At 63.5% G+C, this 12,248-nt stretch carries 14 protein-coding genes and 1 pseudogene; 7 read left to right on the top strand and 8 right to left on the bottom strand.

Annotated elements, in window-relative coordinates; genetic code table 11:
- Positions 1-197: 197 nt before the first annotated feature.
- From NMG46_RS04895 to NMG46_RS04880, 4 genes are all read left to right on the top strand, one after another.
- Complete coding sequence (locus NMG46_RS04895; protein ID WP_254816599.1) at positions 198-677, top strand: Hsp20/alpha crystallin family protein; 480 nt, start codon at positions 198-200, stop codon at positions 675-677.
- A 190-nt stretch (positions 678-867) separates the two neighbouring features.
- On the top strand, positions 868-1,602 hold the full coding sequence (locus tag NMG46_RS04890; RefSeq protein ID WP_254816598.1) for a phosphoribosyltransferase: 735 nt from the start codon (positions 868-870) through the stop codon (positions 1,600-1,602).
- Positions 1,603-1,613: 11 nt separating this feature from the next.
- Positions 1,614-2,291, top strand: coding sequence for a dienelactone hydrolase family protein (locus tag NMG46_RS04885; RefSeq protein ID WP_254816597.1), 678 nt, complete (start codon positions 1,614-1,616; stop codon positions 2,289-2,291).
- Positions 2,292-2,413: 122 nt separating this feature from the next.
- Positions 2,414-2,914, top strand: coding sequence for a DUF6496 domain-containing protein (locus tag NMG46_RS04880; RefSeq protein ID WP_254816596.1), 501 nt, complete (start codon positions 2,414-2,416; stop codon positions 2,912-2,914).
- 74 nt (positions 2,915-2,988) lie between these two features.
- Here NMG46_RS04880 and NMG46_RS04875 read toward each other — a convergent pair.
- The 3 genes and pseudogenes from NMG46_RS04875 to betI form a co-directional block, all read right to left on the bottom strand.
- Positions 2,989-3,161 (bottom strand): annotated as a pseudogene (locus NMG46_RS04875) (aspartate aminotransferase family protein); the annotation flags it as partial.
- 27 nt (positions 3,162-3,188) lie between these two features.
- Positions 3,189-4,490: a flavin monoamine oxidase family protein gene (locus NMG46_RS04870; protein WP_254816595.1), complete on the bottom strand. Its 1,302-nt coding sequence runs from the start codon at positions 4,488-4,490 to the stop codon at positions 3,189-3,191.
- A gap of 76 nt (positions 4,491-4,566) precedes the next feature.
- Positions 4,567-5,262 carry a transcriptional regulator BetI gene (betI, locus tag NMG46_RS04865; protein ID WP_254816594.1) on the bottom strand — a complete coding sequence of 232 codons (696 nt, stop codon included), beginning with the start codon at positions 5,260-5,262 and terminating at the stop codon, positions 4,567-4,569.
- On the opposite strand from betI, the gene NMG46_RS04860 reads away from it, so the two are divergent.
- Together NMG46_RS04860 and NMG46_RS04855 are read left to right on the top strand one after the other, a co-directional pair.
- Positions 5,253-5,609 (top strand): hypothetical protein, encoded by a 357-nt coding sequence (locus tag NMG46_RS04860; protein ID WP_254817085.1) that lies wholly within the window; start codon positions 5,253-5,255, stop codon positions 5,607-5,609. The genes betI and NMG46_RS04860 overlap by 10 nt on opposite strands.
- Before the next feature lie 2 nt (positions 5,610-5,611).
- The gene (locus NMG46_RS04855; protein WP_254816593.1) at positions 5,612-5,872 is read left to right on the top strand and encodes a hypothetical protein; all 261 of its coding nucleotides are present in this window, start codon (positions 5,612-5,614) and stop codon (positions 5,870-5,872) included.
- A gap of 42 nt (positions 5,873-5,914) precedes the next feature.
- On the opposite strand, the gene NMG46_RS04850 is transcribed toward NMG46_RS04855, so the two are convergent.
- The 4 genes from NMG46_RS04850 to NMG46_RS04835 form a co-directional block, all read right to left on the bottom strand.
- Positions 5,915-6,973, bottom strand: a complete 1,059-nt coding sequence (locus NMG46_RS04850) for a dipeptidase (protein ID WP_254816592.1) — start codon at positions 6,971-6,973, stop codon at positions 5,915-5,917.
- 186 nt (positions 6,974-7,159) lie between these two features.
- Positions 7,160-7,459, bottom strand: a complete 300-nt coding sequence (locus NMG46_RS04845) for a GNAT family N-acetyltransferase (RefSeq protein ID WP_254816591.1) — start codon at positions 7,457-7,459, stop codon at positions 7,160-7,162.
- Positions 7,452-8,087: an alpha/beta hydrolase gene (locus NMG46_RS04840; protein WP_254816590.1), complete on the bottom strand. Its 636-nt coding sequence runs from the start codon at positions 8,085-8,087 to the stop codon at positions 7,452-7,454. The genes NMG46_RS04845 and NMG46_RS04840 overlap by 8 nt, the downstream gene beginning before the upstream one ends.
- A gap of 10 nt (positions 8,088-8,097) precedes the next feature.
- Positions 8,098-9,030 (bottom strand): VOC family protein, encoded by a 933-nt coding sequence (locus tag NMG46_RS04835; protein ID WP_254816589.1) that lies wholly within the window; start codon positions 9,028-9,030, stop codon positions 8,098-8,100.
- Positions 9,031-9,239: 209 nt separating this feature from the next.
- On the opposite strand from NMG46_RS04835, the gene NMG46_RS04830 reads away from it, so the two are divergent.
- Positions 9,240-10,832, top strand: a complete 1,593-nt coding sequence (locus NMG46_RS04830) for an alkaline phosphatase family protein (protein WP_254816588.1) — start codon at positions 9,240-9,242, stop codon at positions 10,830-10,832.
- Between the two features lie 51 nt (positions 10,833-10,883).
- On the opposite strand, the gene NMG46_RS04825 is transcribed toward NMG46_RS04830, so the two are convergent.
- The gene (locus NMG46_RS04825) at positions 10,884-12,242 is read right to left on the bottom strand and encodes a PRC-barrel domain-containing protein (protein ID WP_254816587.1); all 1,359 of its coding nucleotides are present in this window, start codon (positions 12,240-12,242) and stop codon (positions 10,884-10,886) included.
- Between the last annotated feature and the right edge of the window lie 6 nt (positions 12,243-12,248).

The following is a 12,248-nucleotide window of genomic DNA, read 5'->3' as shown; positions in this document are numbered from 1 at the left end:
TTCCGTTCAAATCCGATTACGGCGGATGTGACCAAACAGTCCTACCTGCCGGTTGTTCCCCGATGCGCATTCCGCGGTTTTTCGGACCGCCTTTCCCGGCCGGCGTGCGGAACATCCTCATGGGCGGACGAGTTTTATTTGCTGTCGCCGATCACATGGCGGCGAGCGATGCAAACAGGAAAAACAGGAGAAGAACCATGGCAAACCGTGACTTGGCGTCCCGGACGCCATCGCGAAGTCTTTATCCATCCGGACGAGATCCGCTTACGTCATTCCACCGGCAGATCGATCGCCTGTTCGACGACTTCTTTGCGCCAATGGCCGAAGCGACTACGGCCGGCGATCTTTGGCCGAGCGTCGATGTATATGAAACAGATCAAGCCTATAAGGTCACCGCCGAATTGCCGGGACTCGAGCAGAAGGACGTTGAGCTCAAGCTGCGCGACAACATCCTCTCCATTACGGGCGAGAAGCGTTCGGAGCACAAGGAAGGCGTTGGCGGCCGCACCTATAGCGAACGCAGTTATGGCCGGTTTCAGCGGACCATCGCCCTGGATGCGGAGGTCGATGCCGACAAGGTACAGGCCACTTTCAAGAACGGCGTTTTGGCCGTCGAGCTTCCTAAGAACCCCGCTGCAAAGGACAAGACACGCCGCATTGAAGTGAAAGCGCGATAGTGCCAAGCTGAAGGCTGCCTGAGCAGGCGGTGCTAAACGACGAGCGCGGTACAACCTGCGGGCAAGCGCCCTAGCGCCGAGATTGTCCGTCGCCTCGGAAACGCCGGTGCCGCAGCCATCCCACGGGATGTGGCCGCAGGTTGGTGAAAGAACATCCACCGGGAAAACAGATGCACGCGGATTGAAGATCATGGCTGTCATCTTTTCAGATCGCCGCGAGGCCGGGCGGCGACTCGCCGGGGAACTCGTTCGCTTTGCCGGCCGCGACGACGTGATCGTATTGGCGCTGCCCCGAGGCGGCGTGCCGGTCGGCTACGAGGTCGCGCAGGCACTCAAGGCACCGCTCGACGTCTTCGTCGTGCGCAAGCTCGGCGTCCCCGGCCACGAGGAACTGGCCATGGGGGCGATCGCGCCCTCCGGCGTACGTGTCCTGAACGACGAAATCGTCAGCGGTCTCGCGATCCCGCCACATGTCGTCGACGCGGTCGCTGCAAAGGAGGAAAAAGAGCTTCTGCGCCGCGAGCACCTCTATAGGGCCGGGCGACCTGGACCGCAGTTGAACGGACGGACCATTATCCTTGTGGATGACGGGCTTGCGACCGGATCGACCATGCGGGCCGGAATCAAGGCGCTGCGAAAAAACCACGCCGCCCGTATTGTCGCGGCCGTTCCCGTCGGAAGCCCCGACACTTGCGAAGCGATGCGGGCGGACGCCGACGAGGTCGTTTGCGCGACGACACCAGAGCCGCTGCTTGGTGTCGGGCGCTGGTACGTGGATTTCTCGCAGACGAGCGATGAAGAGGTCCGCGCGCTCCTCGCCAGGTCCGTGCCCAAGCCTGCAGCTTCCGACAAGCCTGCCGCTTCCGAAGAGGAGTTGGCTGGGCACGCGGGCGCGGGTCCGGCGCGCGGCACCAGATCGCCATAGCGGAGGTGGATATGGACCGGCATAGCGAGCACGTCGTTCATGTTCCCGCGGGGCCTGTCACGCTCGAGGGCAATCTTTCGTTGCCCCCGGATGCTCCTGGCCTCGTGCTCTTCGCCCATGGCAGCGGCAGCAGCCGCCACAGCCCGCGCAACCGCTACGTGGCCGCAAGGCTGAACGAGGCGAACCTCGCCACCTTCCTCGTCGACCTGTTGACGGCCGAAGAGGAGCGGATCGACCAGGTCACGGCCGAGTTGCGCTTCAATATCGGACTGCTCGCCGATCGGCTGGTTGGCGTCACGGATTGGCTCGGCGCCTCGCCGGACACGTCGGGGTTGCGTCTTGGCTATTTCGGCGCGAGCACGGGCGCCGGTGCCGCCCTCGTGGCGGCGGCCGAGCGGCCCGACCAGGCCGCGGCCGTGGTTTCGCGTGGTGGCCGGCCCGATCTCGCAGCGCTCGCCCTGCCGCGCGTCCGGGCGCCGACCTTGCTCGTCGTCGGAGGCGCGGACACGCAAGTGATCGCACTCAACCGCTCGGCGCTGGTGGCGCTCCGCGGCGAGAAGGAGCTCGCCATCGTCCCTGGCGCGACACATCTGTTCGAGGAGCCCGGCGCCCTGGACGAAGTCGCGGATCTCGCTGCTCAATGGTTCTTGCGCCATCTGATTTCGGACGGATCGGCGTCGACGTCCTGACAGCCGGGGCTTGGATCACCAGTCCCGGGATCATTTGCGTCCTCAACGCGTTATGATCCTCACAAGACCGCGCGCAGCGGCAACCCGAAAGGCTGTCGCAACCCGTATGTGGGAGAAAGACAATGCCGGACAAGAAAACCATCGAGAAGGCCCGAAAGGACAAGCGCGAGGGCAAATCGCCGAGCACCCAGGCCGGCGAGTTCGTGCACGAGGAGATCGATAAAATCCGCCGCGGCGAGCACGGCGCGCGGTCGACCCAGCAGGCTATCGCCATCGGGCTTTCCGAGGCGAGGCGCGCAGGCGTAGACCTGCCCCCGCCCAAAAAGGGCAAGGTGAAGGAGAGCACGCGCAAGAGCGCCGAATACGCCTATGAGGCCGGCCAGGGCGAACGCACGCCGAAACGCCGCCCGCGGGTCTCGAAGGCCGTTTCCAAGGTGCTCGAGCACGAGCCGAAGAGCACGGCGTCGCACGAGGCGCTCTCGCAGCAGGCCAAGCGTGCGGCCTCGCGTCGGACGGCTGAGGAGCGCTCGGCCGCCGCGAAGAAGGCCGCCGAGACGAAAGGCGCCAGCGGAAGGAAGCAGGCGGCGCAGAAGGCCGCCAGAACGCGGGCACAGCACGCATAGTTCAAGGCGGCAGTTCGCCTCCTGGAACCCGATATGGCCCAAACGGCCGGCGAGATCGCCAGTGATAAACGCCTACCCCGCCAGACCCCTTCCCGGCGCAGATCGTCCATCGTGCGCGAAATGCGTTGGCGCAGGATCGACACCATGTCGTCGATCTGCTCGCGCGTGATGATCAGCGGCGGGACATGATGCACATATTGATCAGCGGCCTGACCAGCAGGCCGAGCTCGCGGCAATGCGTGTCGATCCCGCTCGGCAGCCTGATCCGCCTCGCTTATGACCCCGAAGCTCTGCTGTCGATGGCCGACTGAATAATTTTTCGGGCAGCAATGCGGCCGGCGACGATGGCGCCCTCGACATAGCCCGGAAATGACGGCGACAGCTCCGACGAGGCGAAATGGATCGGCGACGCGCCGGCGCGGATAATGCGTTCGGCATCCGTTGCCGTCACATCGACGATCAGGTCGCTGTAACCGCCGCCGCTCCAGCAATCCCCGGTCCAGTCGCGATAACTGAGATCGATAATGCCGGCCGCCTCGATACCGAGCGCCTCTTCCAGCTTTGACGTCACCTTTGCGCGTAGCGCCGCGTCGTCCAAATCCCGCCAGCGCTGCGCCAGCGGCCCGCCGATGAAGACGACAAGTGCTGCATGATCCTCGTCCCTGCTGGCATCGCAGGCAAAAAGCCCGTGCGGGTCGCGCCACATCACCATGCCGCTCAAGCCCCTGTCGCGCCAGAAAGCCTTGGGGTAGCGCACCAGCATCTTGATCACCGCGCCGCTTTGCCAGACGCCGAGCGCTCCTTCCAGCGCAGCCGGCAGCGGCGGCACGAAATCCACTCTCGAGGCCATCATCGGCGGTACGGCGACCAGTACCGCTCGTGCCTCGATCGCGCCGGCAGGCGAAACGACGCGAACCCCTCCCGGGCCGTGCTCAATGGCCTCGACAGCTGTATTCAGCCGCAGTCGATCGCCGAGATCCCGCGCAAGATCATCCGCCAGCGAATGCATGGTTTCGCCCACGAAATACTGCAGCTCCGACACCTCGTTGGTGATGCGGCGATCATTGTCGATCAAGTACCACAGCGGCAGCCTTTCCATTGCCAGGCACCACAGACCCTCGATCATCGACCGAAAGGCGGCCTTCGCATCGTCGGGATCGGCCTGGCGATCGAGCCATGCCGCGACCGTCAAGCCGGCAATAGTCGGGTCGTCCGGTGCGATCGCGTTCATCCGCTCGCGCATTCGCATCGCGGTGACGTAAGTGCGCCCGGCTTGCGCCTCGCCCATTCGCGGCTGCGTGACGAATTCGCCTGCGACATGGGTCTCGACCAATGTCTTGTCGCGCGCTCGCACCAGCGCCATCAATTCCGGCATGTCTTCGCACAGGAACTGGCCGCCGCTGTCGATCCGCTCGCCGAGCCCGTTCTGCACGGCTTCGACGCGGCCGCCGACACGGTCGCGGGCTTCGAGCAGCACGACATCGATGCCGGCGTGGTTCAATTCACGCGCGGCCGACAGCCCGGTGAAGCCGGCGCCAACGATGGCCACATCGGCTCGTTCGATCTTGAACTTCATTAGCCGGCCTTGATCTTCTCGAATGTCAGGGGCCGGATCATTGTTTTCATTGCTGGTCCACCCTCTTTTTGATGGTTCACGCCGGCCTGGCACCGCGGGCTGCGGAGTTCGGATAGTGCTTGGGGAATGCCGCAGACAGGAACTCGTTCGCGGCCTGCAGCGCCGTCTCGCGTGTGGCGTCCTCGGTGCCCATCATCAAATGCAGCCACAGACCATCCAGCATGGCGCTGAGCGCCAGCGCCATGGCTCGCGGCTCATAGGCATAGAAGCCGCTCTGCTTGAGCGCCGCGCAAAGATCGATGAAGATGTTCTGGTAGACGGCATCGCGTGCGCTGCTCAGCGCCTGATATTTCGGTCGCGATTTGGCCTCGCCCCAGAAGGCACACCAGGCAGCCAGCTTCCGCTTGTTGCAGATCGAGCGGTCGAAATCGGCCGCCACCAATGCCTGCAGCTGGCGGGCGGGATCATCGCCGGCACTTTGCAAGGCGCTGCGCCAATGCGCCGAATACTCGTCATGCATGTACCGCAAAGTGGCGACGAGCAGCTTCTCCTTGCTCTCGAAATGGAAATTGACGATGCCGCGCGACAGGCCGGCGCCGTCGGCGACGTCGGCCATAGTCGTCTCCGAATAGCCGCGCTTGGCCAATGAATCGATAGTCGCTTCGATCAGTTGAACCTGCCTTGTCTCTTTCGACGCTTTGCGGCCGCGCTTATCGGGATCGCTTTTTCGCGCCGGTTCGAAGAGGGCTTCGCGCGCCTCTGTTGTCTTCATCGGGTGATGGTCTCCAGCATCGCCGGCTAGCCGACTTCGGCCGCGAAGATCAGTGGGACGGTGTTTGCCACTGTCAAGCACCTTCTGCATGGCTGCCCATATTCGAATGTTCTCGTCGAGACTGCACCCTTATAGAAAACGACGTCGAAGGCGCCGTCGGCGAAAGGCAACGATCCCGGCACGCGGACCAGATCAGCGCCGCCGAGTCCGCCTGCAGCGGACCTTGGGTCGAGATCTACGCCAGGCGCGAGCTGCAATATCAAAAGCTGCTGAAGCGTGCCAAACTGGTGCCGCGGCTGGTCATCAAGCTCGGCCGCCGCACTGCCAATCCGCCTGCGGATTTCTGAATATGGCCGACGACATCGACAGTCACGAAATCGACGCCGAAGCCGCCGAACAGTGGCAGCTGGTCAATACGCCGCTCGGCGAAAAATGGTCGGGCCGCACGCGCTATGCCGCGGCCATGTTCTTCTACAAGCGCGGCGAGATGAGCGCTGAAACGCTGGAGGTCTACCGTATTTGTGCGAGGCTGGATTCGACCGATCCGCTGCCGATCATCCGCGACCGCGGCATTGGCCAGGACTGGCTTAAACGCATGGGTTTCGAATAGTCCGCCTCCAAACTGTGTTCCGGACAAGCCGGCATCACCCGCTTAGCCGATGGTCTTCTCCAAGATGCCGAGCCAGTTGCGATAGGCGATCTTCTCGATCAGCGCGCGCCCGAAGCCGCGCGCCGCGAAAGCGTCGAGCAATCTTGGCAGGCCGGCAACGTCGCCTATCACGGCCGGGATCATGGCGCCGTCGAAATCCGAGCCCAGGCCGACGCCGTCTTCGCCCAGCGCCTGCAGCAGCGAATCGACATGGCGCACCATGATGTCGAGGCTGGTGTCGGCGTTCATCCTGCCGTCCTCACGCAGGAACCCGGTGGCGAAGTTCAGCCCGACCATGCCGCCGGAGTCGCGGATCGCGCCGAGCTGCCATTCGGTGAGGTTGCGCGAATGGCCGCAGATCGCGTGCACGTTTGAATGGGTCGCGACCAGCGGTGCGTCACTGATCTCGACGACGTCGCGGAAGCCTTTTTCGTTGAGATGCGAAAGATCGATCATGATCTTCAGCTGGTTGCAGGCTTTCACCAGCGCCTTACCGGCATCGGTCAGCCCCGGCCCTGTGTCGGGCGACGAGGGGAAGCGGAACGGCACGCCGTGGCCGAAGGCGTTGGGACGGCTCCAGACGATGCCGAGCGAGCGCAGGCCGGCTGCGTGGAGAACGTCGAGCAGGGTTAGCTCAGAGTCGATCGCCTCGACCCCTTCGATATGAAACACCGCCGCAATCGAGCCTTGCGCCATCGCCTTCCTCACATCGCCGGCGCTGCGGCAGACGGTAAGCGCCGAAGCCCGCTCCAACCTGAACAGGATCGAGGCCATCGCTACGGTAGAGTTGAGCGCATCGGCGCGCGGAACCTCGGGCGGCAAGGGCTCGCTGTCGCTCGGCGCCAGCGGCACCGTACCGCGTTTGGATTTCTCGGCAGGCGGCGGGAAGATCGCGAACATGCCGCCGGCAAATCCGCCTTTCTTCGCGCGCGGCAGGTCGATATGGCCACCCGGTGTCCCCTCGACGAACAGCTTTTCGACGTCCGCATCCTTCGACTGGTAGAGCCTGAGCAGCGTGTCGTTGTGGCCGTCGAAGACGGGAACGAGATCGGATTCGGTCATGGGGGGCCATTCGGTTGAAGTGGTCGGGCCGCAGAAGGCGAGCCGGTTGTTGCCAATACTTAGGCAAGTCGGGCGCTCTGCGCAAATCCCGCATGTTTGCCTTGTGTTTGTACGCCGCCAATGGTCGAAGGGGCACGCGGTAAAGCCGCGCACCCTTTCTCCTGTCATTCACCGAGGGGCTGTCTCTTACCGCTTCAGCACGTCCGCCCATTCCGGATGGCGGCGGAACTGAGCATTGGCGAACGGGCAAAGCGGGATAATCGTCTTGCCCGCCGCACGCGCATCCTCGACGGCACGGGTGACCAGGCGAAGTCCCGCGCCCTGGCCGCGAAACGCATCCGGCACTTCTGTATGGTCGATGATGATCTGGTGCTCGCCGATCTTGGTGAAGGTCATCTCCGCCTCGGCACCGCCCGGCCCACGCAGGAAGTAGCGGCCCTTCGAGCCGCGGTCCTCCAGTTCAATCTCCGGCAATAGGTCAGACATGGCTTGCGGTCCTTTCATCCGACGCCACGGCGAACAACTGCCGCGCCGCCTCGATCTCGCCCGGCCGCACCTCATGGCCGCCGTCATGCCACTCGACTGTGACATCGGCGCCATCGGCGCGCAAATAGGCTTCGAGCCGCGCCGTCAAATTAGGCGGACAGATCGGGTCTCGCCTGCCGGCGGTGACCAGGATGCGGCTGCCGCCAAGGCTGCCCTTGACCTCCGGCTCGAACGGGATCAGCGGATGCATCAGCACCGTTGCGTCGAACAGCGACGGCTCGGCAAACAGCACCGATGCCAGGATGTTGGCGCCGTTGGAATAACCGAGGCCTAGCACCGAAGGTGGCTTTGCCGCCTCGACATGCGCCTTAACGAAGCCGGCCATCTTGTCCGTCGCTCGCGTGAGGTCGCCCATGTCGTAAACGCCCTCGCCGGTACGACGAAAAAAGCGTGCGGCGCCTTGTTCCGAGACATCGCCGCGCGGGGCAACGATCGTCGCTTGCGGCGCAAGATCGCGCCCAAGCGACAGAAGCTGATCCTCGTCGCCGCCAGTGCCATGGAAGACGAAGAGCAACGGTCCGCCCGGCGAACCGGGCAGCACCTTGTGAATATACGAATCCTTGCTCATAACCTTGCCCTCAGTCTTCCAGTCTCTGCAGATGCTGCTCGAGATAGGGCCGCAAATGCTGGTGTTGCGACGGCAGTTTCAGCGCCTCGCCGAGATGGGCGGTATCCTCGTCGCGATCGAAGCCCGGCTCGTTGGTGGCGACTTCGAACAGCACGCCACCCGGTGTGCGGAAGTAGATCGCCCAGAAATAATCGCGGTCGATCACTGGCGTCACCTGATAACCTGTATCGAGCAGCGCCTTGCGCACTTCGAGCTGCTTGGCCCGGTTCTCGACGGCGAAAGCGACATGGTGGACAGAGCCGGCGCCGAGATTGGCGAAGCCGGCCCCTGGCAGCGATTCGATATCGACCACATCGGCGCCGTTGCCGTTCTTCACCGCCAGCCGCCTGACGTTGCCGGATTTGTCGACCTCCTCATAACCCATGAATTTCAGCAGCTCTTCGGTGGCGCCGCCATCTTTCAGCCTGAGCGACACCGAGTGGAAGCCGCGGATCGCCTCGTCGGTGGGGATGCCACCCTTGGCCCATGGCGCACGGCTGTCCGCTCTGTCCTCGACCAGCGCAAACCCGTCGCCGTCGGGACCGGCGAACGCAAGGCGCTTCTCGCCGAACGTCTCCTCGCGGGACAGCCCGGTGACACCTTGCTCGGCAAACCGTTTCTCCCAATAGCCGAGCGTGCCCTCGGGCACCGAATAAGCGGTGGTGCCGACTTCGCCGACTCCATGGCGGCCTTTGCCGATGTTCGGGAACGGGAAGTAGGTCATCACCGAGCCGGGCGTGCCGACCTCGTCGCCGTAATAGAGGTGGTAGACGTCGGGTGCGTCGAAATTGACGGTTTTCTTGACCCGCCGCAGGCCGAGCGTCCCGGTGAAGAATTCATTATTCTGGCGCGCATCGCTGGCCATCGAGGTGACGTGATGCAGGCCCTTGACCTGGTCGAGCATGTCTGTTGCTCCTTTCCTTGTGTCGGTGCGGCCCTTGCCGCTGTCCACGCGAATATGAGCATCCGCCTCCTGGCCGCAAAGGCGGCAAACACAGAATGGACTGTGCTGTTAAAGTGAACGATGAAGCAGGTTCTGTTCACCATTCGGCAAACTGGACCGGCTTGCATAGGCGCCGAAATTGCGCTCCATGAGCGACGCATGTAGCCAGCATGAGGATACAGCGGTTGAGTGGAAAACGCCCCAACATTCTCCTGATCACCTGCGACCAATGGCGCGGCGGCTGTCTGTCAGCTGCTGGGCACAAGGTGGTAAGGACGCCGAATGCCGACGCGCTGGCTGCCGAGGGCGTTTTGTTCCGGAAGCACTATGGCGGCGCCGCACCTTGCTCGCCGGCGCGCGCCTGCCTCTACACCGGCCTCTACCAGATGAACAATCGTGTCTGCCGCAACGGCACACCGCTCGACGCCCGCCACGGCAACATAGCGCTCTGGGCGCGCGCTCTCGGCTATGATCCGACGCTGTTCGGTTATACCGACACGGCGCACGACCCGCGCACGCTGGCGCCTGGCGATCCGCAGCTGAAGAGTTATGAAGGCGTGCTGCCGGGCTTTACCGTGCGCCAGCTTCTGCCCGAGCACCAGAGGCCCTGGCTGTCATGGCTCAAGGCGCGCGGCGTCGATGCCGGCGCCGGCTCCCCCGACATCCACCGCCCGGCGGGCGAAATCCTGGAAAACGACGGCGAGATCAGCAACGCCCCGCCAGCCTATTCGAAGGATGAGACGCCGTCGGCCTTCCTGGCTCGCGAATTCATCCGCTGGGTCGGCGAGCAGGAGCACGATGCGCCGTGGTTCGCGCACCTTTCCTTCATCAGCCCCCATCCGCCCTTCATCGTGCCGGCGCCTTACAACACCATGTACGATCCGGTCGGCGGTCCGGTTTTCCTGCGTGCTGAAAGCTGGCAGGCCGAAGCAGCAAGCCACCCCTATCTCGCCTATGAATTAGACCGGCAGGAACGGTCGAAATTCCGCCCCAGCTCGGAAGGTAAGGTGCGCGACTGGAGCGACGATAGTTTTCGCCGCATCCGGGCGCTCTATTACGGCATGATCTCGGAGGTCGACGCGCAGCTTGGCCATGTCTGGCAAGCGGTCAAGGCGGCCGATGCATGGGACGACACCGTCATCGTGCTGACCTCAGACCACGCCGAGATGATGGGCGATCATTTCATGCTGGGCAAGGGCGGCTTCTTCGACGGCAGCTTCCATATTCCGCTGATCATTCGCGATCCGCGCCGCCGCAAGGCTGCCGGCAGCAGCGTCGACCGCTTCACCGAGGCGGTCGACTTGGCACCGACCTTGCTCGAGCTCACTGGGCTCGAGCTCACCGGCGGCGAAGTGCTGCCGCATCTCGACGGCCGCTCGCTGGCGCCTTTCCTGGACGCAACGGAGCCGGACGATTGGCGCGATGCGGCGCATTGGGAGTTCGATTTCCGCTCGATCGCCGATGGTGATGCAGAACGCTATTTCGGTATCGGTCCGCGTCAGTGCAATCTCGCCGTCATCCGCACGCAAAAGTTCAAATATGTGAATTTCGGGGGCGGCCTGCCGCCCTTGCTCTTCGACCTGGAAAAAGATGCCGGCGAGCTGACCAACGTCGCTGACGACCCAGCCTATCTGCCGGTGCGGTTGGAACTTGCCGAAAGGCTGCTTGCCTGGCGGGCCGAGCATCTCGACCAATCTCTGGCGCTCGCCGAATTGACGGACAGTGGCGTTGCCGGCCATGTCGCCGGCTTTCCCTCGACATAAACAAAGCCCGCGCCGTTGCCGGCGCGGGCTTCTCTGTCGGCCTGTGTGCTGCTAGCGCACGATCATGCGCTGTTTGTCGCGGTTTTGCGCATAGCTGGCCTTGTCATAGGGGGCCTGCGCTTCGAGCTGCTCCTTGGTGAAGTTCGTGTAGAGATAGCGCTTGCCGTTCTTGTCGGTCATGAATTTCAGGTTGTCCATGCCGACCGCCACCTCCTTCTCGCCGACACCGAGGAACCCGCCGACATCGATAATGACTGCATCGACCTTTTTATCGGCGCCCAGCACGATATCGCCGATCTCGCCGACGTTGACATCGTTGGCGCCGTAAACGGTCGTTCCAACCAGATCCTCGGCCCGGATCTGGCCGATCGGCATTTCAGTCAACGTCGACTTGTCGATCGACCCGGTCTTGGTCTGGTCGGCCGTTGCGGGCGCTGGGGCGTTTTGAGCCGTCTTGCCGGCCTGGTCGGCGTTATTGGTCGTCGCAGTGTTGTTGGTCGACGCGGTGTTGCTGGCCATCACGGTAGGCGTGACGGTGGCAGGCGCATTGGCATCGTTCGAAGCAGTGGATGCCGGCGCCGGATCATAGGCCTTGCGGTTGAAGTCCGGCTGCGCCTGCAGCTCTTCCTTGGTGGTTTGTGCGACCAGCCAGCGATCGCCGTTCCTCTCGGCCCACTGCGCCTTGTCGAAATCATAGGCGACGTTCTTTTCGCCGATGCCGAGGAAGCCGCCGACGCCGATGATCAGCGATTGCGCTTTGGCTTCCTTGTTGATGACGATGTCGTTTACGTCGCCGATGTTTTGGGCGTCGTCGCCGGTGCCGTTATAGACGGTCTCGCCGATGATATTGGTGGCGAGATTGCCTTCGGCGCGCTTCACTGGCTCAGCCGGCGCGGCAGGCGCTGGCGTTGTATTCTGCGCGCTGGTCGAAGCCGAAGGGGCGGCGGGTGCCGCATTATCGGCCGAAGCTGGCGGCGGAGGCGGATCGTAAGGCTTCCGGTCGAAATCCGGCTGAGCCGTCAACTCATCCTTCGTCGTTTGCGCTATCAGCCAACGGTCGCCGTTCTTTTCGGCCCATTGCATCTTGCCGTAGTCGAAGGCGACATTCTTGGTTCCGATGCCCAGGAATCCGCCGACGCCGATGACGACGGATTTTACCTCGCCGCGCTCGTCGAAGACGATGTCGCTGACGTTGCCGATATTCTGGGCATCGGCGCCGGTGCCGTTATAGACGGATTCGCCGATGATGTTGGTAGCAAGGCTGCCCTCCGCCCGTTGCACCGGAGCGGCTGGAGCGGGGTTCTCTACTGCGGGTGGTTGCGCCGGCGCCGGGGTCGTCGCCGACTGCGCAAAGGCACCCGTCGCAATCAATGTTGCGACTGCTGTCGTGGTTAAAAGGGTGCGGATCATCTTAGT

Source organism: Mesorhizobium sp. LMG 17147 (assembly GCF_024297145.1).
Lineage (GTDB): Bacteria > Pseudomonadota > Alphaproteobacteria > Rhizobiales > Rhizobiaceae > Mesorhizobium.
The sequence above is the reverse complement of the archived record's forward strand: the minus strand, read 5'-3'. Positions and strand labels throughout refer to the sequence as shown.